12 protein-coding genes are annotated in these 23,360 nt (G+C 43.8%); 7 read left to right on the forward strand and 5 right to left on the reverse strand.

Features of this window, described 5'->3' with window-relative positions:
* Positions 1-103: 103 nt before the first annotated feature.
* Positions 104-1,399 carry a DUF2399 domain-containing protein gene (locus DTOX_RS00605; protein ID WP_012813535.1) on the reverse strand — a complete coding sequence of 432 codons (1,296 nt, stop codon included), beginning with the start codon at positions 1,397-1,399 and terminating at the stop codon, positions 104-106.
* Between the two features lie 94 nt (positions 1,400-1,493).
* On the opposite strand from DTOX_RS00605, the gene DTOX_RS00610 reads away from it, so the two are divergent.
* From DTOX_RS00610 to DTOX_RS00625, 4 genes are all read left to right on the forward strand, one after another.
* Entirely contained in the window at positions 1,494-2,990 is a 1,497-nt protein-coding gene (locus tag DTOX_RS00610; protein ID WP_012813536.1) for a hypothetical protein, read from the forward strand.
* 55 nt (positions 2,991-3,045) lie between these two features.
* A complete protein-coding gene (locus tag DTOX_RS00615) occupies positions 3,046-3,696 on the forward strand; it encodes a hypothetical protein (RefSeq protein ID WP_012813537.1) in 651 nt (216 codons plus the stop codon).
* 144 nt (positions 3,697-3,840) lie between these two features.
* Positions 3,841-4,386, forward strand: coding sequence for a Uma2 family endonuclease (locus DTOX_RS00620; RefSeq protein WP_042316427.1), 546 nt, complete (start codon positions 3,841-3,843; stop codon positions 4,384-4,386).
* A gap of 149 nt (positions 4,387-4,535) precedes the next feature.
* Complete coding sequence (locus DTOX_RS00625) at positions 4,536-5,411, forward strand: MBL fold metallo-hydrolase (protein ID WP_012813539.1); 876 nt, start codon at positions 4,536-4,538, stop codon at positions 5,409-5,411.
* 123 nt (positions 5,412-5,534) lie between these two features.
* On the opposite strand, the gene DTOX_RS00630 is transcribed toward DTOX_RS00625, so the two are convergent.
* From DTOX_RS00630 to DTOX_RS00645, 4 genes are all read right to left on the reverse strand, one after another.
* Positions 5,535-6,281: a phosphate ABC transporter ATP-binding protein gene (locus tag DTOX_RS00630; protein WP_012813540.1), complete on the reverse strand. Its 747-nt coding sequence runs from the start codon at positions 6,279-6,281 to the stop codon at positions 5,535-5,537.
* Between the two features lie 15 nt (positions 6,282-6,296).
* Complete coding sequence (pstA, locus tag DTOX_RS00635) at positions 6,297-7,136, reverse strand: phosphate ABC transporter permease PstA (protein WP_012813541.1); 840 nt, start codon at positions 7,134-7,136, stop codon at positions 6,297-6,299.
* Positions 7,133-8,032 (reverse strand): phosphate ABC transporter permease subunit PstC, encoded by a 900-nt coding sequence (pstC, locus tag DTOX_RS00640; protein WP_012813542.1) that lies wholly within the window; start codon positions 8,030-8,032, stop codon positions 7,133-7,135. The genes pstA and pstC overlap by 4 nt, the downstream gene beginning before the upstream one ends.
* Positions 8,033-8,206: 174 nt before the next feature.
* Positions 8,207-9,130: a phosphate ABC transporter substrate-binding protein gene (locus tag DTOX_RS00645; RefSeq protein ID WP_012813543.1), complete on the reverse strand. Its 924-nt coding sequence runs from the start codon at positions 9,128-9,130 to the stop codon at positions 8,207-8,209.
* Between the two features lie 314 nt (positions 9,131-9,444).
* On the opposite strand from DTOX_RS00645, the gene DTOX_RS00650 reads away from it, so the two are divergent.
* The 3 genes from DTOX_RS00650 to DTOX_RS00660 all read left to right on the forward strand — a co-directional run bounded on the left by DTOX_RS00650 (position 9,445) and on the right by DTOX_RS00660 (position 23,348).
* Positions 9,445-14,208, forward strand: coding sequence for a chromosome segregation ATPase (locus DTOX_RS00650; protein WP_012813544.1), 4,764 nt, complete (start codon positions 9,445-9,447; stop codon positions 14,206-14,208).
* Positions 14,205-15,449 carry a stalk domain-containing protein gene (locus tag DTOX_RS00655; protein ID WP_012813545.1) on the forward strand — a complete coding sequence of 415 codons (1,245 nt, stop codon included), beginning with the start codon at positions 14,205-14,207 and terminating at the stop codon, positions 15,447-15,449. Before DTOX_RS00650 ends, DTOX_RS00655 begins: the two co-directional genes overlap by 4 nt.
* A gap of 867 nt (positions 15,450-16,316) precedes the next feature.
* Complete coding sequence (locus DTOX_RS00660; protein ID WP_042315195.1) at positions 16,317-23,348, forward strand: RHS repeat-associated core domain-containing protein; 7,032 nt, start codon at positions 16,317-16,319, stop codon at positions 23,346-23,348.
* Positions 23,349-23,360 lie beyond the last annotated feature (12 nt).

Here is a 23,360-nt window from a genome sequence, read left to right on the forward strand (position 1 = left end):
GGTATAGTCTGCAGCTATAACACACCAATGACATTTTAACATGATAGTAATTTATTATTCAAATGAAATAATTTTATATTAGGGACCTGTAATATATGTGTGTCTAACAATTAAAAATCAATTCTTGCAGCAGTCTCATATCCTTTAAGTAGGATTCCTGCTCCACCAGCATGTTTTCTTTTATAAATTCCTCCAGCATACTGATAGCCTGAGGATAATCTAAAAGCGTTAATTCGTCTTCTTTGGGAACTAAAACATTAAAGTCCGCAAATCCAAGGCCGTACAATTTTTTTAGCATATATATAGCTGCCTGGTCGAAATCAGTCCAGACAAGCAGCTTATTTAAGCCGGCAGCCTGCCAAATTTTAAGGAAATTATAGACAGCGGAGCGAATCTGACCGTCGAAAGCAATCATTCCCACGTGGCGGCGTTTTTCATGTGGCATGTGACCCGCCAGTTTTCTCAGCACAGCCCTGTTCTCGGTTAAAAATAGTGTGTGTACATCTTTGGCCTGCAGTGAGATTATTTCAGCTATTTCTTCGCCGGATATGTTGGATATAACGGGGCATTCGTTGAAATCCCAGCGGCCAAATGTAAAATCTATACGGCAGCGGGCAGAGAAGCTTAAAGCATAGTTGCCTGATACCGTGGTTAGCCCTATAGCTTCAGGACTGTCCTGTAATATTTCCTCCAGCAGTGTCTGGTACAGTGTGCGCTTGCCGTCATAAGTCTTGCTGGCGGCGTTGCGCATATTTTCTGTCTCGGAAAAGGTACCGATTTCCTTCCAATCGAAAAAAGGCATGGTTTGGGCGGCGCTTAGCAGTGATAATAAAAATTCCGCTCTTTTATCTACACGAAGATTTTGCCTGACTTCCCGACGGGCAAAATTCCTGATTTTTTCAAAACCCGGGTGGTCGTAAGGGTTGACCAGTGCTTCCAGGCGCAGCATATATTTATCAGCTTCTTTGCGGTTGGCGTTATTTTCAGACAGCTCCTTTTTATTCCAGCTTTCTATCAAGGGCAGCCCCGGAATGAAATATACGCCTTTGCTGGAAGTGCCCCGGTTAGCCAGTTCGATAACCCGAATGAGTAAACCGTTTTCCACCCAGTTGCGTATATTGAGTTCAAAGGAAAGGGATGAATTCCGGTAATTAAGCCAGTTTTTCAGCTGTTTCGCTGTCTTTTTGTTTTGCCAGCGGCTGCCCTGAAAGGCGGGCGGAATACTGGGCGAAGCTTCTCCGGATAATTCAAATATTTTGCTCGTATAGGATACTCTTGATTTTATTGTTTTGGCCGACAGACTATAGACTCGATCCCTTATGGTTGCGTCTTTAGAGCTAATTGTCTCATCTCTGGCAAGATATTTTTGCAAATACAGCACAATGTTTTCCGGCAGCATGCAATCACCCCTTTTTCTAATTCTAATACATGACCGGGTATGAAAAAAAGGTTATAATGATTATTATGGCTATATGAAAAGCGGGTGAAACAGTATGCAAGGAACGATGTCCTTTCTTTCCTTTGACGAGAACAATCGTGATGCCCTTCAGCAAAGCTTTAACGACCTGGCCAACTTGAGCCGCATTACAGACTTTTTATATGGCGAGCACGGGCAATTTGAATGGCAGCTGGATTTCTTTCGGGTTATGTATCTAATTTTTCAGTCTGCCTTTTCTCCTGATGACAGGATCCGGCACGAAAACAGCCTGGCCAACCGTTTTCAGCATCGATTCGGTCGCAAGCCTCCGGAAGGGCGGTTGTCGCTGTTAATTGGACGTATGCAGACAGTGGGCTGGCTTTTGAAAACACAGGACAGTTATATGGTTACTGAACTGGGAATTCGCATGATATCCTTTCTATTTGACTTGACCCAGCAAAATTTTCTCTTTCACCAGAAAGACGAGCTGCAAAAGGCCATATTTTTATCCCAACTGACCGGTTTGAAACTGGAAATGCTGCAGCAGCTGGATATGGATACAGAGCCGGAGTTTTTAACCTTGCTGTACGCTATTCAAAATCTTACCGCTCAGGTAAGGAAGAATATTCCCCTCTACGTGCAGAAAAAAACTGCTGTAGAGGAAATCTTAAAGTTGAAGGATTTGATGGAGGAATCTGTAGCCCGTATTGAAAAATATGTCCGGACAGAAACAGTATTGGAGAGAATTGACGATTTTCGTTTAAAGTATCACTATGTCAATGCCGTCTTAAATGAAGCTACTTCTGTCTGCCAGGAGGGTCTTGGTGAGGTAATTAGGGCGATTGAAATTGCCTCAGCTGAAATTGCCCATTCTCCTATTGCTCCGGAAAAATTCCAAGCCTCCTTATTGCAAAAAATCAAGGAGGAATTTATCAAGGAGCAAGCCGGAGTGCAGTCTGTTTATGAGATTATTTTACAGATGGAAGTGGAGCAAAACGAAAGATCGCTGGCCTATCTGCCCGTGAAAATCTGGGGCGGTATGTCGGCTCATGATATATATAAAACCATTAAAATGGCCGAACAGTCTGAAATTGATTTCAGTGGCGCGGCACGTCGCGGCCCGCTGCTGGACGGAGAAACCTTGCTGGACGTGCCGGAACCGCAGTACCTGACACTGGAAGAGATCAATCACCTGGAAAGAGAGGAAGCTGTGCTGGACCGGGAGAATTTCTATGACCGGGCTTTTCAGGACATTACCGGCTTTGTACTGAACCACCCGGAGGAGGAAGATACCGTGCAGGATTGGATTCTATCTCTGCCCGGTGAAGATAGATTTAATGCCTCGGTATTTTTGGACTTTTTGACTTATATGCAAAAGCTCGGTTTGCTGGAAATTGACCTGGAAAAACGCCGGCAGCCGCGTCATCGTCCTCTGGACTGGTCTTTCCTGGTTCCTGCCGGGTACCCCTGGGTGCTGACCGGCCAAGAGTTGGTGAAGTTTCCTCAGAGAAAGCTTTTGGAAGGTTATGACAGGATGCAGTATAAAAAGTTTTTGAAGAAGGAAGAAGAATAAACAATTTCGGCAATATATATTTTTTGTAAAATAGTTTAGTAAAAGGAGTTATCTTATGAGCGGTGATCTTTATCTTACTCCGAGGCAAAAAAGGGTGGTACAGTTTATAGCGGCTACCGGAAATGTCAGCTTGATGCGCCATCATACAGGTGTAACCAGACAGGATATTAAAAAGATGCTGGAAATCACGGATAATCGCGATTTGGAAGCATTTATAAAAGTATGTAATCTTGTGTTAAAGGAAGAGACTGTCCCGGCACAGGTATTATATGACGACATTTTGAACAGATATGTTTACGTGCAGACGGTTGATCCTGTGGTTTTGCTTGACCGAATTCCGGTGAAAACGCTTCTTTTGTTTTTGTTCATGTACTACCAGCAGAGGGCTTTGGGCCATCCTCAGACTAGACTTTTAGATTTGCTGGAGATTGTTGATTCGTCCCTGGTGGAGAATCCCCGTCAAAAGGTGCTGGCCGCACTGAAGCCGCTGCTGGACTATAACCTGGTAAAAGAAGATGACGAAATTTACCGTGTCACAAAAATCGGCGATGCTTTTATGACTCCTCTTTTTCTGAAGAAAATGACGGATGTTACATTGAATAAAAATTATGATCTGGATGTGATTTTGGAGTTTTATCGAAAGGTAATTCCCAGACCGGAGGAACTGGGGGCAGAGGCAACTGATTACCAGCTTTCTTTATTTTAATTATGGCAGCGATATTATTGAATTGCTGGTTTATTGCGCAAATATATTAAACTGCAGCGCTAAACTCTTCGCACATAATGATATTCTATCAAAATTATCTGCATTAAGTAACAGATAAAAGAGGTTTGAAGGGTGGGTTTGAATGTGCCAACTGTTTCAACCGGCAAAAAATATACTATTGAGGATTATTTAAAGTTAGATGACGGCCAGAGTTATGAGTTAATTGAGGGGGAATTGATTTTGGTTCCGCGGCCACGGACTAAACACCAGAAAATTGCCAATAGGTTTTTTGCAAACTTAGACCGTTTTGTACTTATGAATAACCTCGGGGAAGTTAATGGAGATGTGGACGTTTATCTGGAAGAGGAAGTTGTTGCCCCGGATGTATTTTTTGTTGCCAAAGAGAGACTAACTATTGTTGGAGAAATGAATATTCAGGGCGCACCGGACCTGGTAGTTGAGGTATTGTCTCCGTCTACGGCCAGGTATGATAGGAAGAAAAAGAGCCGGTTATATTTTAGAAATGGAGTTAAAGAGTATTGGCTGGCAGATCCGGATCAGCAGTTAGTTGAAGTTCTTGTTGCAGGAGAAAAAGAATGGAAATGGATTGGAGTATTTGATCGGGAGGACATCTTAACTTCTAATTTATTGCCCGGTCTCGAGATAAATTTAGGTGAGATCTTTCGATAACTAATGTTATAATGGCGAATATATAAAACATGGAAGTAATTCTTTTTTCATGGTAAATTGAGTTTCAACCAACATTTTGGGGTTCTTAAAGCCTTGAAAATAAGAAATTTATTGAAAATAAAAATTTATGAGTCGTGGAGGGATGTAAAATGCAGGTTTCTGAACATGTTCATGCTTTGAAAATACCTTTTCAAGTGAAGCTGCCGAGCGGTGTCGCGCTTGACCGGTTTGTATATGCCTATCTCATATACGGCAAAGAGATATGCCTTATTGACAGCGGGGTGACCGGTGCGGAGGAGCTTATTTTTGATTACATTAAAAAAACAGGGCGAAGACCGGAGGAGATTTCACTGCTGGTTCAGACTCACGCTCATCCCGATCATATCGGCGCAACAAGGGCAATCAAAAACGCCACCGGTTGTAAGGTAGCAATTCACCGTGCGGAAGTTCCCTGGCTTGAGGATGTGGAATTGCAGGTTAAAGAGCGACCGGTTCCCGGTTTTCATAACCTTGTGGGCGGTTCGGCCAAAGTGGATCTTATTCTTGAATACGGCAGCGTGCTGAAACTGGACGAAGTTTTGCACCTGGAAGTAATTTATTCTCCCGGTCATTCCAAAGGTTCTGTTTCACTTTTATTGCCCAAGGATAAGGTGCTTTTCTCCGGTGATGTCGTCCCTTTAGCGGGAGACATGCCAATCTATGATGATGTTATGGCCTTGGTAAGTTCCGTTAAGAGGCTGAAGAATGAGAAATTTGAATTGCTTTTGGCCGCCTGGGACGAGCCCAGGGACAGTAAACAGGCTCGCGGGCTAATGGACGAAGCACTGCATTATTTAAAGAGAATTGACGATGCCGTTGTCAAAGTGTCCGGCGGTGAACAGGCAAAGGTAGATGAAGAATTCTTAAAGCAGGTATTGGCCGAGTTGGGTTTGCCTGCGGCGGCAGCTAACCCGTTAATAGCCAGATCCTTTGCATCACATCTAAAGATTTTAGAGAGATACTATTTGCCTATTCAGTGGTTTTAGACTTGAAGACCCTTATACAGAATGCTTTTGAATGGGCAGAGTTGATAGTCAAAGCCCCGGTAACTTACCGGGGCTTTGACTATTCTGCAGTTAGGACCATAAACTTATTTATTCTCTGCTTTTTCACCATATTAATCCAGAGAAATAATCCTTTGTTTCCTGCCGATCAGGGGTGGAGAACATTACTTCAGTCGGCCCGCTTTCAACAACACAGCCGACTGACATAAGAATTGTATTCTGCGCTATTCTTCGAGCCTGAAAAAGATTGTGTGTGACAAGAATAACAGTTAGCCGGTTGGACAGGCTTAATAATAATTCTTCTATTAATTTTGCAGAAACCGGGTCTAAATTAGAACAGGGCTCATCCAGCAATAATACTTCAGGGTTAACCGCCAGTGTTCTGGCTATGGATAGTCTTTGTATCTGACCGCCTGAAAGTTCCCGGGCCGGTTTATGCAGTTTATCTTTAACTTCCTGCCATAGGCCGGCTTGTTTTAAACAATGCTCAGCTGTATAATTTAACTGCTTATTATTTGCCCCTCCCAGGTATCTTATCCCGAAAATCACGTTCTCTTTGATGCTTAAAGGCAAAGCAACCGGCGTTTGAAAGACTATGCCTATTTTGCGGCGTATTTCTGCCGCATCTCTTTCCTGATATATATTTTTACCGTACAGTAAAATTTCACCGCTGCAGCTAAAACCCCTGTCCAGCTCGGCTGTCCTGTTTATGCTCCTTAATAGGGTAGTTTTACCGCAGCCTGATGGTCCGACAATAGCGTAGATAACCTGTTCTTTAAATTCCAGGTTGATTTTCTTTAAAACCGGAGTGCCATTAAAAAAGACACATAAATTCTTAAGATGAACAGACATAAATAAGCTCCTTAGTTAAACTCCTTTTCTTTTGCAGCCGCGCAGACATAAGGCCGTAATATTTATTGCCAGCAGCAAAAGCACCAGCAGCAGGGCGGTACCGTAGGCTTTATCCAGCGATATTTGCTGGCTGAACAAAGTATATAGATGATAAGGCAAAGCCATAACCGGTTCCAATAAGGAGCCGGGTGAACCGGCGGAAATAACGGCAGCCGTAACCATTATAGGTGCCGTGGCACCGGCTGCATAACCCATGGCCAGCAGCAGCCCGCTTAAGATTGACGGCATTGCCTGAGGAAAAATTATTCTGGCTAAAATGTAGCGGCGAGATACGCCAAGAGATATTCCTATCAGCCGGTAATTTTCATTAACAGCTGAAAGAGCATCTCTGGCAGTAATCAGAATAAGCGGGAATATCATGATGCCAAGGGTCAGTCCACCTGCCAGTAAAGATATTCCAAAGCCCAGGTAAACCACTAAGAGGGAATAGCCGAATAAGCCGATAATAATCGAAGGGATTCCTGCCATGCACTGCACAATTAAGTTTATTGTCTGTTTAAATTTTTGATTATCTTTGCCCTCAACCAGATAGATAGCGGCAGTAATTCCGGGAATACCCGCAGCGGCAACTGCTATCAATACCAGATAAACAGTGCCGGTAATGGCCGGCCATACTCCTCCTTCCGAACCCAGGGGCAAACCTTTGGGCGTTAGGGTTAAGAACTCAATGGATAGGGAAGGCCAGCCGCGATAAAACAGGTAGCCCAATATGCTGAACAGTATAACCAGTATAAGCAGGCCTGCTCCCCAAAAAACTGCCAGCCACAGTCGGTCCAGCCATTTCCTGACCGTCAACTTTTTCTCACCTCATTTCCAACCGGACGCCTGAGAAAAGTCAGGAACAGGTTAATGCCAATAATAAAGCTTAAGAGTATTAGACCCGCGGCAAACAGTGCCTGGTATTGCGGGCTGCCAACCTCAGACGTGCCGATTTCCAGTGCAATTAAAGCGGAAAGTGGTTCTCCCCTGCTGAACCAGGATGTGGGCATCAGCAAGCTGTTGCCGGCCAGCATTAAAACCGCCATAGTTTCCCCGGCTGCCCGTCCAAATCCTAAGATTAATGCTCCCAGTAAACCTTTCTTAGCCAGTGGCAGCAATACTCTAAAGGTTAAGTATTGCTTTGAAACGCCTAAGGCCAGTGCCGCTTGCCTGTATTCTGAGGGAACCGAGCGCAGGGCTGATTCTGAGGCAACTACAATATAGGGTAAAACCATCACTGTTAATACTAGCGAGGCGCAAAATAAAGATTCACCGCTGGCCATATGAAAAGAAAATTCGAAAAACTTTACCAATACAGTTGCTCCCAGAAAACCATATACTACAGAGGGTATTCCCGTTAAAATATTTAATACAGGTCTAATTATTCCAGCCAACCAGTCCGGAGCAAATTCCGATAAAAAAACCGCTCCGCCAAAACCAAGGGGTGAAGCCAGGAAAATTGCACCCAGAGATGTCCACAAGGTGCTGCAGATCATAGTTCCAATCCCCAATTGAGGTGGCTTGAGCACAGGGTTCCATTCTGTACCGGTGATAATTTTTACCGGTCCTGCCGTCAACCAAACCGGACCGCTTTCCCGGATCATAAAAGCAATAACGGCCAGCAGCAAAAGTGTGGCACATATAGATATTGCCAGACAAAATATATCCATAAGTCGATCTAATAACTTGCTTCGATTTTTAAAAATATTCATGCATTCATCTCTCGCCTTAATAATTTGTGGGTAGTTGATAACTCAACTACCCACTCGGGATATTAAATATTTCTCCAGAGACTGTATATTATTTTCAAAAGATGTAGATTGAAATAATTTCATTTTCCTAATCTAATAAAAATATTTATAAAATTGCATTGATTTAAAATACTTTTATTGCCTGGAAGCCGGCGGTATAAATCCCATATCCTCAACTATTTTAAGACCATCAGCGGATAAAAGATAATCAATAAAAAGCTGCTGCCGGGCATCCGGTTTGTCCTTTGTTAACAATAACAGAGGACGCGCAATTTTGTACTTGCCCAGGGCTATATTTTCTACTGTAGGTTCAATTCCATCAACCTTGAGCACAGCAAGCTTATTTTGATTTTGCGTTACCAGACCGACGGAAACATAACCGATGGCATTTGCATTTTCCATCACTTTGCCGGCTAAAGCACCCATGGAAGGCAGTTGAAGCGCTTCCTTAGCTACAGGTGTCCCCTTCATAACTAATTCATCGAATACTTGACTGGCCCCGCCGCCAAGGTCTCTCACTGCTATAACAATGGGTGTGTCAGAAAGGCCGGGGTCTAACTGCTTCCAGGTTTTTATTTCACCGGAGAAGATGCGCTTAATTTCGTCGGCTGTTAAATTAGGTTTCACTTTTAGCACAGGGTTCTGGGGATTGACAGCAATAGTCAAAGCATCCGAGCCCATCTTAAAAATGTTGCCCTTTGCCATTTTTTCTTTCTCGGAGTTCGTAATTTCCCGTGAGGCTAAGCCGATATCAACTGTACCGTTAATAGTGGATTTAACTCCAAAGCCGGAACCGCCGCTGGAAACAAATATAGTAATTGCTTCTTCAGGCAATTTGGGATCTATTTTATTCCATGTTTTATATTTTTCTGTAAAATTATCTGCGCATTTAGCTATAACCGGTGACAGGGTGCTGGAGCCGCCAATTTTAATGGAATATGCCTGACCCTCAGTGTCCTTAATCTGTTCTGTCTGTGCCTGCTGGTTCTGACTGCAGCCTGCCAGTAAAAATAAACCGAGCAGCAATGAAATAATACTTAGAAAACTTCTCTTTTTCATCCATAAGCCTCCCTCAATGTATATTTCCTCTTAACGAGTTAATCAATTATCATATTAACATAACCTTTATTAATAAGTAAATTGAAATATAGTTATAGTTCTCAAAACAAATATATTCTGCCGGTTAAACCTGATATAATAGCATGAAAGGACAAAATTTCGAGGATATTTAACGATATCGCTTAATCCTTAAAAGTTGGTTAAGAATAATTTCTTGTAGAAGCTAAATATAAATTCTGGCAAATATGATTTTGGGTGGTATTTTTGTGAGTTATAATAAACAAGATTCAATAAAACAATGAGGTGGGAGAACTTTGCTTTACCCTGTTGAAATGTCCTTCGAAAATGCGAGGGACTTTACCAAAACAAAGATCTATTTCAGCCGGGCCGCCAGAGCCGAAGATGAGATAGAGCGTTTTTACCGTGACAATGTTCTGGTAGGCGGTTTAAACGGTACGGGAAAGTCCACCCTGGCTACGGTTTTCATGTGCCTGTTGAACGCCCAGCGGGATGATGCCGCACCGCAGGATTTGATTTCTACCAACCGGCTTTTTACCCCTGAAGAGCCCTGGGAGTTTGCCGGGAAAATATTATTTTACAATGACGGTTCGCTGGAGGATTATTCGCGTTACATTGAGATAGAAGGCCGTTTCCAGGGCTATACCGATCGGAACCGGGAAGTAAACCGGGTAGCCAAAAAGCTTTTCGTAATTCGTGAAAGCGATGATCTGTCCGTGTGGAAATCCTACCGTTTCAGCAATGAGGGTTTGCACAAGCACATGCCTTTAGGACAGTTTGACGAAATGCTGGTTAAAATGGGCATTTCCCCTAAGCGCTATTTGCTTTATTGGAAGCAAGGTGAGACCTATAAGTTTACTAAGATTAAGGATACCGAGCGCTTTCAGTATTTTGCCGATATGATGGACTTGACCAAGGATATACTGGCATTGGATAAGAATTTACTGGAGCAGGCCAACCGGGAGGCTGAGCTGGAGAAACTCACCTTGCGCCTGCAGAACCAGCAGGCTGATTTAAGAAAGCTGGAAATTGACAAGGAGCGTAAAGAAGAGAGGGACAACCTGCTTTATTTGGAAGTTTCGGCTTACCTGGGGCGTGTTAATGCCCTGCAGTGTTTCAATGAGGAAGCTCGCATTAAGCTGGATGAAACCTGCCGAAAGCTGCAGGTTGAACTGCAGCAGTCTAAAGAGGCAGCACAGGATTTGGAGCAGAGGTCCGGGGTTTTAGCAGGTCAGGATAAAACTTTTCAGGAAAAATACCGGCAGCTGACCGGGAGGCGCAGGCAGCTGGAAGAGGAATTGGAACAGGTGCGCCTTCGCCGGAAAACAGCGGATGATTTTTTGCGTGATAACGAAAAGCGCTATTTTGAAATCCGTGATCTTCTGGATAAACTGAAAAACGAGGACACTTCGGTAGAGGAAATACAGAGAAGTTTGGAGCGGTTAAACGGGGAAATTGCTCTGCTGAAAGTATCTCTCAGGCAAAGCCGGGAGCAGATTGAAAAACTGGGGCATGAAAGCGTTGCGCTGCAGGCGGATATCGAAATGAAAGATAAAGAACTGGAAGAATTAAAGCAACTGCTGGTGGCGGCGGAACTGGTTTTAAGGGAAAAGGCTTCTCCTGAACGATTGGAGGAAGAGATAGAAAGGTCTGCCGATGAGATTAAGTCGTCTGAAGCCGCTGCCGAAGCTGAAACAGTCAGAAAAGAAAGGCTGCTGAATAAACTGGCCGCTTATCTCTTTTTGCTGTCAAAGCACCGGGACATGTTGCAGGAAGACCTGCAGGAAATGGATGTCAAGCTGTCAGATATAAATCGGCTTTTGGAGGAGCAAAAAATCGAAGCAGAACGTCTCCAAGCGGAAAAGCAGGTAATTAAGTTAAGAATGGAGCAGGAGCCTTTAGCAGAAATTGAAAAGAAGTTTGCTGATCTGGAAGAGGAAAGACAAGAACTGAGCCGGAGCCAGCGTAAGGCCGAGCAGGAAGCAGAAAAGCACAGGGATTTGTTGGGTCGTGTTTACCGGCTGCTGGAGACTGCTTTACCGGCGGAGGAAGAGAGTTATGAGAGATTAAAGACGGAAGCAGGCAGGGTATCCGGGCAATTGGAAGCTTATCGCACTGCCCTCTCAGAAAAAAGTGAAGCACGGACGGAAGTTGAGAAAATCTTAAAAAAATATCCTTTGAGTTTGGCGCAGTATCATTCCCAGTTGTCGGTCATGTCTCAAAATTTAAAGGAGCTGGTGGCTGAGCGAACTGTTCTTGTTGAGGAAGGCCGCCGTTTAGACCTTCTGTCGGAGAATTACAGCAGGGGTGTCTATAACCAGGCACAGGAGAAAGCTGTGTCCCGACAGTCGGCTGGCTCCTTTCGTTTTGACGAAATATTTGAACTTGCCGGAGCGGAAAATCAGCAGGAGAGGGAAAAACGTCTTTCGTTAATAAAATATGCGCTGTTTACGGAAGCAGTAAGCGATGAACTGCAGCCCTCAGGAGAATATTACCATGTGGGACTGTTTGATTATGCCCCGTCATCTTTAGAGGAACCGCTGCCCTTTGGCCTAAAAATCAAAGATGAGATTTTGCAGCCGGAAAACAGGGGAATTTTATTGAGCAAGGTGCCGGAAATATCCGGTGATGCTGCCGCCAGAGCTGTCAGCTGGTTAAAAGAGGCCGCACAATTACTGACACCCGAGGGTTATTTAAAGGATCGGCTGGGTTGTCGTGGCTACGATCCTGAGGAGGCAATTTATTTTTTAAGCCTTACCGCCAGGGAAAATCACCGTTACCGCATGGCTGCTTTACGTGAAGCAAATGCCGCTGAGATAATCCGTATAGAGTCGGGCATCTCTGATTTGGAGAAGGAACAGGAGCAAACAAGGGAAAGGCTGCAAGCTCTGGCAGGTATGCTGTCGGAGCGAGAGCGGCTGGCACGGGAAAGCAGCGTTTTGTCGGAAAACTTATCGGTTTTACAGCAAAAGGAGGAATCACTGCAAGAAGCCTTAGAGCGGGCCTCCTACCGGCTCCAGGTGCTGAAAAGGGTGCAGGCCGTTTTACATAGCCTGAAAGCTTCTTTGATTGTCGAGGATTCTTTGGCAGTCGAGCAAATTTCCCAAACTGAAATTCCTTCCTATTTAGAACGCCTGGTAAGTGAACATGCCTCAATAGTCAGCAGAGCCGAACGCCTTACAATTTTACTGGAGGAGCTGAAAAGCCTTCGGTCTGAGTTGGGCCGTCTTGCAGAACGGTTGCAGGAGTGGATGGAGAAGCGCAACCGGTATTATGATCTGGAAGAACAGTTGAGAGTCAAAGAAGAGGACTATAAAGAAGTAGATAAGCTTTCGGCTGAGCAAAACAGGCTGCTGGGGGTGCTTAAAGCTGAACAGGAGCAGCACAGGAAAAATATTGGGCAGATAAAACACCGTTTGGAAGAATTTCGCAGGTACTTCAGGGAAATGGAGCCCATGGAAACCACCGCCCAAATATCGCTTTTTACCTTGTTGGAGGAAACTGCCAGGCTGTATGAGGATTACCGGCAGGTGATTGATGCGATTGAGGTGTCGGTTAAGGACTGGCAGCGCCGCCGGACAGAAGCCTCAGATAGAATAGACAGGCTGAAAGCGGAACTGGCGGCAGTCTGGCAGGCTCAAGCAGATTTGATTAAAAGTCAGGATAAAAAGACCCTGGAGAATACTCTGTCTGTACTTAAGGTCGATTTGGATAAACTTCGTGTTTCTCAGCAGTACTTGGAAAGACATGCTATTGAGGCCAAAGAAAATGAATTGAGGCAGGCAGAGGAGCAGGCGGGTAGCTTCAGAAAAATAGTGGACAGGCACAGCACAGTTGACTGGTCCTTTCATGCTCTTTATCAGGAGCAGGAAGAGGAGGCCAGAAACCTGACCAGGCATTATGCTGATTTGATGGAAGCAGATCGCGAATTGGCTCTGCAATTGGAGCAAAATGACCTGGAGTGGCAGAAAGTAAGATCTGCTTTAAGGAAACTGGAAGAGGAACTTAAAGAAAAAATTAACGGACAGATACAAAATCAGGCAGGTCTGGCCGAAGCGGAAGAGAAGCTTTCCGGTTATCATAAAGACCTGGTTATACTCCCCGTTGAAGAAGAGGCTGAGGCCAGGTATAAGGAGCTATTGCTTTTGGATGCCGGTGCAACCGCGCTCAGCCTGGGTGAAATGCTGCCCTCATTAAGAGTGTTATACAGGGCTAAGTTTTTTGATTCAGTGGAAGAGGGCTGGATGCCTGTCTTCGAGGATTACCTGGCCGCTGTGCAAGTTGAAAAAATAGCCATAGAGATGGAAAGTGAGTACAGAGCGGGCCTTCAGCTGGCCCGTGACACAATGAAGAGGATAATCAACACTCTGAAAAAGCAGGTGCAGGAAAATGCTTCTCAGCAGTATCATTTGGCCCAGAAACAATATGAAACCCTGATCAAAGAGAAACGACAGGCAGAGCAGGCCGCAGCATCGTTAAGGCAGGCAGTGGCGGAACAACATAAAATGGCGGAGGGTCTCATAGACAGTTCGGTTCGCTCGGTTTTTCGCAACTTCCAACAAGTGCTTGACCGCCTGGGTTACCAGGCTCAGCTAAACTATGTGAACAAGGAACAGGGTGAGGGCTGCCGTCGCCTGGTATTGAAATTCCGCAAGAAAAATGAAAAAGCTTTTCGCACGGTTAATGAGCATGGTGGCCTTTCCGGCGGAGAGCACGCGGCAGTTTCGCTGATGCTGATGTATGCGATTATGGTGGTAAAAGAGAACAATATGGGGATTAAAAGCGGCGGTTACCTGCTGCTTGATGAGTGGGACGCCAACCTGGATACGATCAACTCCCGGCAGGTTTTTGAGATTTTAAAAAAACTGGGTAAGAAGATTATCAGTATTACCCCACGCAGCCACTCTCAGACCTATCTGGAGGAGTTTGGCCTGGTGGTGCGGGTGCTGCAGTCTAAAGGACACTCGATTGTATCTATTTTGGACAAGCAGGCCGACCGGGTGAATATTGAAGAGATGTTTGAGCAAATGGAACAGGAGGGAGCGTCTTTTTCGAATTGACAATTGATACTACTTTTAATAAATTCATTGGCACTTTAATTTTGTTTTTATCATTTGCGGTTATTTCTTTTAATACGGCTTACGCCTCCGGTAAATTCACTGTCGGTTCAAATTCTTATACTATAGACCAACAAGTAAACTATATGGATGTAAGCCCTTATATTAAGGATAATAGAACATATCTGCCTGTAAGGTTCGCTGCAATTGCGGCAGGCGTATCCAATGATAACATTATGTGGAATGATGAGGCGCAGACAGTCGTTATTGTCAAGGGAAACCAGGTTGTTCAATTCTCTGTTGGCAACAAGGTCATGTTGATAAACGGGGTAAAAAAACATATGGATGTTTCTCCTGAAGTGATGGAAGGACGTGTAATGATTCCATTACGGTTTCTGGCCGAGGCGCTGGGCGCTGATGTAAATTGGGATGCGTCCACACAAACCATTACTATAAGCGGAATGATGCAACACCTTCAACAGAGTACAAACTCAACCTACCTACCTGTCTCTATAGAAGTCCCTGCCATACAAAATGAACTACCAGCTAATACTGTAAGTAAAGATTTTGAATGGAAATACAATGATATAACGTATACATGGCACGTGGTTGTGCCAACTGAGCTGCTTGATTGGGATAGAAAAATAAATAATATTGTAGATGGTTTTTATAGCAGCAATGCATACGAGCAGGCTGCGACGCTTAAATCTATGGAAAAAAATATTAAAGATTTAATTCTATCAACTTCTTTAGAGTCAAACAATAATTTAACCCCCTGGGTAAATGAACCAAAAAATTATAAGTGGGCTGGATATCATGCAAATAGTTTATCCGCGATCGCTCAATCGAATAGTTATGATTACTTTCATACCGCTGAATTTGTTCAAAGTTTTGTGGGTGCTATTCCTTATAATATAACCGATAAGCCCCAATTACCTGCTCAAACAATTGTAGATAATGGCGATTGCAAAGATAAATCAATTCTACTTGCATCTATGTTAAAAAATATGGGTTATCAAGTTGCGTTATTAATTTTTTATCCAACGTCTGAAGAAGCCGGAGGGCATATGGCTGTTGGAATAGTGTTTAATGATGATCAAATTCCCACAGATAGAGAACTTACCTATTATTTATATGATGGCATAAAATATTACTTTGCTGAAACTACGACACCTAATTGGCTTATTGGCCAAATAAGTGATGAGGCAAAGGAAAAACAAGCATATGTCTATCCCGTGAATTAACTCTTTTGTAATTATTTAAGGATTTTTTAAAGCGATTTTGGCCGAATCATTATTTGGGACATGCCTTTTCCTGCAGATTTCTCCCTGCTGAGTTCATTTAAGTTACGAATTAATGAGATTCCGGAGCAGTGTCAGGCTATAAGCGACGCTTAGAAGCCTTTAAAACCTGCTCCGGAATTAATTTTTATCATACTCAATTGTGCCTAATTTATTAACCGCGATTCTCTCTATTTAACACTGTGTTTTTGATAAAAACCAGAAATAATCCCAATGAATGATGATAGTCCTCCAGCGTGTTAATCCAAATTAGAAGACATTCCAGTCCATCGTCCGTTATTCCATGCAGTTTTTTGGCAGGCCCCGCATTTGATGCATCCCAATTAGCGGTGACTGGATATTTGTTTTAAGCACCGGTAAACTCCTGAACATAAGGTGTTATTGGTCCAATATAATAGATTAGTATTTTGACATGAATCATCAAAATATCTATATATTAAATATTTTAAGAATTTTGTTAATATATCTTATGTCGAATAATATCAACTATTATCGTTAAATTATGTAAGTTATATTGCAGGATTTTGCCGATTCTGATTGAAGAATTTTATTAAATAGCAATAGATGATTAATCAACGGATAAAAACAATTAAGTAAGTTCATGATACATTCAGAGAAATTAATTTTACTTTTAGGAATGAAATAATAAAATTTCTCCTAAAAGTTAGATATAAAAAATGTACAAATTAATTGATAAGAGGGGTGATATTGAATAAATAGTTGAAAATTTACGTAGCAGATAAAAAAGAAGTTTTAAAAAAGTTAACACAAATATTTCATTGTAGGAAAAACATGTTAGGGGGTCTAAAATTGGGGGGAAAATATTATATACCAAAACCTTCTTCAAGGATTAAGAAATGCATCTGTTGTGTCTTAACAATAATAATGCTGCTAATTTCAAATACCGGTTTTATCCCGAATTACTATATCACAAATAATGCAAAAGCTATGAGCCTACCGAATAACTCACAGACATCAATTGCCTCAGGGAACTCAAACAACGAATCTCCAAGTGACAATATGACCAATCAGTCAGAAATGGAAACTTCCGCACAAAATAATAGTGTCACCGGAGATGTTTATGTTGAGCAAAAAATATTCACAAGCGACTCATTGATGTTTACACCCTTTAATTCTCAAAAAGCTCTGACTGAAAGAGTATACTCGGATAATCCTGATTACATCAATAAGGTGATAAACTATTCCGAAATCCCGAACACATTTCAATCAACCGGCGAGTATGTTTACCAGTCAGGCGACATCCATATGCAGCAGGTCATTCATATGCCAAAGATGATTAGAAATCCAGATGTCTTAAATCTATCAACATTAAACCAAAACAGCAATAACTATAGCGTTGACAATTCTGTTTATGGAAACAATAATTGTTCTGACATTGCCGATTCAAGTACTAATGCTCCATCTGCTGCATCAGCAAGTCTTACCAATACTTTAGCAATCACCGAATTTAAAGATGGTATAAACGAAGACGACCTAAACCTCATTGATTCCGATTCGGCGGTAAGCTCAAACAGGAGCAGTTCCAGCGTTGCCAGTTCTGTATATAACAACCAAGAAGATTTAACATCCCAAGATTTGAGTAGTGCAAGCGTTGCCTCAAGTGTATATTCAACAGATATTAGCCTGGATGCATCTTTGCCCATCCAAAATAAATCCGGCCATTTTACTGTTGGCTTTTCACACAAGACGGGCAATAACCTTTTGCGGTTTTCATACAAGAATGCAGATTTGATGCTAAACCCACGTAATTCAGCCGCCACTTCCGGCAGCATCCATAAAAACAGCATCTCTTATCAGGAGATTTACCCTGCCACAGATCTGAAATACACAGTAGAGCCGAATAATCTCAAGGAAGAACTCATTATTAAAAAATATACCGGACAGACCGACTTTTATTTTCAATTAAGCGTAAACAATGCTGTTTACAAAATAACACCGGACTCAACCATTCTTTTCTGTGATCCCACATCAGGTCAGACACTCTTCTATATGCCCAGGCCGTTTGCCATCGACAATGCTGCTAACAATGACATCTATCATCTGCCGGAGTTTAATAACTCTGATGGTAAAAATAGTACATCCAAGAATCTGCCTGCTTTTTACCAACTATCTGGCCACAAGAGCTGCGATCTTAGTTATGAGATTAGCAAAGATGGGATACTCAAGGTATCAATAGATCCAGACTGGCTTAAAAACGCCATCTACCCTGTAATTATAGACCCCAGTATTTACATTTTTGATGCTGGCTTTTACCGTGCATCAATAGCTTACAACATGGAAGGCATTCAAGTGGGGAACGGTGTTCCCCGGTATGAGCAAGCCAGGTTCAACCAGGGAATCTTAGTAGAAGAAGGAACAACTAATCTTTTAACCGTTAACCAAAGCAATATTGAAACCTCGCTGGATCCAGGCTGTGTTGCTGATGGAACAGGTGTAACAGTATCAAAGATTACTTCACAGGCATGGGAGGGAGCCGCTTCCATTCAAGCTAGCTGTGCATCGGGCGGAAATTCTTATAATGGCGTAAATATATGGAAAGGAGCGCAGGGCACGGGCTGGGCAGTAACAGCAGGACAGGCCTATACCGCTTCGTTATACGCAAAAGGTGCAAACGGTGGAGAACCTTTCTTATTCGCATTGTATGCAAGTGATTTGACACAATTGGCAACTGTCACCGGAACATTAACAACTTCATGGCAACGATTTAGTGTAACAGTAAGCATTCCAACCGGCAAAACCGCTGTTTTTATGATTGCCCGTAGAAATAACACAACGAATGCTGTTACTTATTATCTAGACGGACTCCAGCTCGAACAGAAAAGCTGTGTCACCTCATGGATCACCGGCGGTACCACCCGTTCGGGAGAAATCTTATCCATACCGACTGCGAACGTGTTCACCAAGGGTAACTGGTCTGTAGAACTAACTTATAAACCAACTAAAATAACAGGTAGTTCTCAGATATTATGGTATGGATACAATCCTTCCAGTCAGGAAATATACATGTTATGTGTCGATCCCAATTACGGTGGAACCCTCGATCTCGTGGTATGCTCTAAGGCAAGTGGAACAATGTACACTTATGGCATAGTGTCAACATTCACACTATCCTCGGGTACTTATTACAATATTATGGCAACTGGTAATGGCTCAACTTTGAATTTATACTGTAATGGCCAGTTGGCTGGCTCTGCCCCATATATGGAAACTGTAGGGGTCCTGCCGCCCGTAATGGGCATCGGCTGCAGGAGCTATATCAATAACAGCACGCTCTATTATGGATCCCAGGCAAACGGCATCATTGACGACCTGCGCATCTCCAACCGCGCCCGCACCGCTACCGAAGCCCTAGCCGCCTACCAGAGCAACCAGTCCCTGCCCGTGGATGCATACACCACCTGCAAACTGAGTTTTGACGGAGCCGTAAGCTATTATGCTACCGATCAGACGGGTGCCGGCATTGAGTCCTACTGGCACTACGCCGGAATGAACCTAGGTGGGGGCTGGAACGCCTCAGTAAACACCTGGAACCGGAATCTTGTGCTTAGCAAGCAGTTATTTTCCATACCGGGTAGAGGCATCAGCACCGGTGAAAACATCATCTATAATTCACTTACCAACAAAACCTGGATGTTAGGCAATTTTACAGGAATATTCGAGAACCAGGACGGAAGTGTTACCTATACTAAAGGCGACGGTAGTTCTTACACCTTCACCCTGAACGGGAGCGGGGGGTACACCGCCCCGCTTGGAATCTACCTTTCTTTGATCAAGAACGGCTCAGGTAACTTTACCATCCAGGACAAATACAAAAATATATTTAAATACATCAATAACAAACCATATCAGTTCATCGACAGAAATAACAACATTACTACCTTTAGCTACGACTCCAGCGGTCGGCTGTACCAGGTGATCGATGCTTCAGGGCGGCCAATTACCTACACCTACGATCCTGTAGGTCGTATCGTTAATGTGATTGACCCTGGAGGCCATGCCTACCAGTTCGGCTACCAGAACAACTTGACCTCAGTGACCGACCCGGCCAACAATACCTATGTGCTAAGCTATGATGCTAACGGGCACCTGGCTTCCTTTACCGATCCCTTGAACAGAGTAACGACTTTCAATATAAACTCCGGCGGCCAGTTGCTGAGTTATAACGACGCCCGAACCAACGGCCAGGATGTCTATACAACAACCTTTAGCCACTCCCTTCAGGGCAACACAATGGTCACCACTATCACCGACCCAGGCAGCAGGACAAACACCTACTATCATAATACCAGTACCGGAAACCTTATCAAAAAACAGGATGGAATTGGCAATACCTGGAGCTATACCTGGACGAACAACAACCTCACCCAAGCTCAAGACACCAAAGGCACAACAAGCTATCAGTATGACAACATGGGCAATATGATCCAGAAGACGATTACCGTGGACAGCAACCCTGCGAACAATATCGTCGAGACTATGACCTACAATAGCAACAGTGAGCTTCTGACGAGAAAGGACAACAGCAACTATAACAACAATAACGGCCGAGAAATCAATTACAAATACAGCAGCGAAGGAAACCTGCTCTCCACATCCGATCCTAACGAAAAGGTATCAAGCAGCTATAGTTACGACCAGCGTGGTAATATCATCCAATATAACCCTGATGTATTGGGATACCACAATCTAATCTTAAACGGCAGCATGGAGATGGTTGGCACTAATGGCAACCTACCCGCCAACTGGGACATGAACGGGAGCGCCACTGTGAGCCTTGATAATTCTTTCCATCCACATGGCAACTACTCGCTCAAAATCAGCAATACCACTACACCACACTGTTATTTTAGACAGGATATAAATAACACTAGCTTTAACTCAGATGCACTAACATTGAGAGCAGAGGTTAAACTTAACAACGTCACAGGCGGCATTAGTTCTGATGGTGAAGAACCATTTGGAGAAGATAGCAGCAGCGGCTTAAAAATTGGCTTTCTGTTCCATGACGATTACGGCAACTATGCATATGTGTACACAGTATGTACCGGTTCCGGTAGAACCACGATTACCCTGCCGACCACAGTACCGTTTCTCCCTAATCCGCCCTACCACGGCCTGCTATATCATGTGCAGGTCTTTATGGGATTGAACAATTCAAGCGGTACCGCCTGGCTTGACGGAGTGCAACTCCTGTGCAAGTGCAACGGTAGTCAAGAGCATATCATAACTCAATTCAACTCCGTGGAAAACAACAGTTTTGAAGGCAGCTTGAACAATTGGATCCCCGGAGGTGCCGCTACTGTTAACAGCAGCTTTTCCTGGGGGGGTTCCTACTCATTGAAAATGACTGCGGCGGGAACCACCTACCAGGATGTTCCCACCTACGCTGGAGAGCCGCTAACCTTATCCGGCATGATCAACACCAGCGGTATCAGCGGCAGTGGTGCCTGCTATCGGATCGACTACTATGATGCCTCGAACAACCTTATCTCCGGGGCTTCCGTACAAACTGGCTATATCAGCGGAACTCAGGGCTGGACAAGAATGGCAAGTATGGCCAATGCCCCCGCAAATGCCAACCACGCCCGAATCCAGTGCATCCTAAACGGCAACGGTACGGTCTATTTTGATGATGTAAAGTTGATACCCATAAACAGCATGCAATATAATTATGATAAGCCCAGTGACTATAGTAATCCCGGCAGCTATACCGGGGGAAACTACATGACTCTTTCTGAAGATGCCCTGGGTATTCAGAATGCATACGCTTACAATCCGAATGTTGGTAACACGGTAGGACACGCCGATCCTCTAAACCATATTACCTGGTATTACTATGATGCTCTGAACCGTCTCATCCAAGTAACAGATCCCTTAAGTCGTAAGGCTTATTACCAGTACGATCCCGTAAGCAACCTGATTTATACACGCGACCCCAGGAGCGCGTCGTCATCGGACAACACATACAGCACATTCTACGGGCCAAACAACCTGAACCGGCTTTCTGCCCTGACCGATTCACAGAACCAGAGCGCTACCTATACCTATGACAGATCCGGCAACCTGACGGGAATTGCCTTGCCCAACGGCCAAAGTGAGAGCCTGGAATATGACAACGCCAACCGTCTGACCAGAATTATACTAAGTGATGGCAAATACTATAACTATTACTATGACGGAGCCGGTGAACTGATCAGCGTTACAGATCAAAACGGAGCCGGCTGTTCATGGAACTACGACGGAGCACATAGGGTGACGAGTACAACAGATCCCTTCGGCTATCAGCTTAACTACTCCTTAGATAAAAGCAACAACCTTGAGTTGGAATCTGGTATTGATTACAGTTGCCACTACTATTACGACGGTGGCAATAATATGTACAAACTATATCTACCCGGTGCAATAATCTACTATGGCCGAGATGACCAAGGGCGTGTTTTTAACGTTGAGTATAACCCGTCCTACACCGTTAATCACCAACTGCATTACGCCACCAGCCAAAGAATAATCAACTATCTGGTCAACGGCTGGTGCAGCAGTATCCAGGATCAATACTTCCCCTATCGAACCGGTTACTCCTACGGTTACTATGCTGACGGTACTATTTCCGGTTACAGCTCGTGGAACGGCACACACAGTTTCAGCTATGATGCTGACGGAAGGCTTGCCTCCTGGACACACAGCGGAGTCCAACAAAATTACACATATGATGCCGCCGGCAACCTCCTGACCAAAGGAAACAGGACATTTGCCTACAACAACATCAACGAGATCACGAGTCCGGGCTTCACCTACGATCAAAACGGCAACATGACCGGCGACGGCAGCTTCAATTATACCTACAACCCCTTGAATCAGCTCGTCCGGGTTAATAAGGTATCCGACGGAAGCCTTGTGGCCACCTATACCTACAACCACGACGGCACCAGGAGAAATAAAGTTACCGCTCAAGGAACAACCAACTACAACTGGGATGCCTCCGGGAACTTAATCAGGGAAATCGGCCCTAATGGTACCTATTGTTACTACTATGCCTTGGGCAAACTAATCGCCTTCGAGAATAACCATCAGTTGTATATAGTGCACGATAACCTGCGGGGCGATGTCATCAGCTTATCAATGACGGATGACTACGGAAACACAGATCAGGAAAACAGGTATGACTACGACCCATGGGGCACTCCTATCTGCGAGGATGAATCGGTAAAGTTACCCTTCCGCTATGCCGGTTATTACTATGACGAGGAGACGGGGTTGTATTATCTAAAGAGCAGGTACTATAGCCCGGCGTTGGGGAGATTTTTGACGAGGGATGATCATAGTTTCATAAATCATGCTGATCCACAGACGCTTAATTTATATGCTTATTGTGGGAATAATCCGGTGAATTATGTGGACCCAGATGGTAATACGATAGATGATATTAAATCTGGTTTAAGGAATGCAGGTAATGCTGTTTATAATGAAGCACGAACTTGGGCAGATGCTTGGCTAGATTGTCCTTTTACTGGAGGGGCAGTATTTACAGGTGGAATTGGAATAATTAAAAGAATTAAGGGCGTGGGGAATTTTAAAAAATATTCGCCTGCACAAATAGAAAAAAATTATGGGTTAAAGAAAGGACAGTTTCATAGAGAGATCAAAGGCGATATCCTGTCAGATTTAACAGGCAAAAACTCGCCCTATAAAGATCAGATGAAAAAGATGGGTAACAATCCTGATGTTTATTTAACACCTGATGGACAAATACAGATTGTTTCAACACAATTTAAAGGTAACTCATTTAAGACAGATTTAAATATCAAGGGTTTTTTACCCTAGTGGTAGAAAGGA

It is taken from the genome of Desulfofarcimen acetoxidans DSM 771, from assembly GCF_000024205.1.
In the GTDB taxonomy this organism is placed as follows: domain Bacteria; phylum Bacillota; class Desulfotomaculia; order Desulfotomaculales; family Desulfofarciminaceae; genus Desulfofarcimen; species Desulfofarcimen acetoxidans.

What these genes read in the sequence shown, in the direction of transcription:
- DTOX_RS00625 (WP_012813539.1), top strand. Translation starts at nt 4,536, where the DNA reads ATGCAGGTTTCTGAACATGTTCATGCTTTGAAAATACCTTTTCAAGTG.
- DTOX_RS00615 (WP_012813537.1), top strand. Translation starts at nt 3,046, where the DNA reads ATGAGCGGTGATCTTTATCTTACTCCGAGGCAAAAAAGGGTGGTACAG.
- DTOX_RS00605 (WP_012813535.1), bottom strand. Translation starts at nt 1,399, where the DNA reads ATGCTGCCGGAAAACATTGTGCTGTATTTGCAAAAATATCTTGCCAGA.
- DTOX_RS00645 (WP_012813543.1), bottom strand. Translation starts at nt 9,130, where the DNA reads ATGAAAAAGAGAAGTTTTCTAAGTATTATTTCATTGCTGCTCGGTTTA.
- pstC (WP_012813542.1), bottom strand. Translation starts at nt 8,032, where the DNA reads ATGAATATTTTTAAAAATCGAAGCAAGTTATTAGATCGACTTATGGAT.
- DTOX_RS00630 (WP_012813540.1), bottom strand. Translation starts at nt 6,281, where the DNA reads ATGTCTGTTCATCTTAAGAATTTATGTGTCTTTTTTAATGGCACTCCG.
- DTOX_RS00610 (WP_012813536.1), top strand. Translation starts at nt 1,494, where the DNA reads ATGCAAGGAACGATGTCCTTTCTTTCCTTTGACGAGAACAATCGTGAT.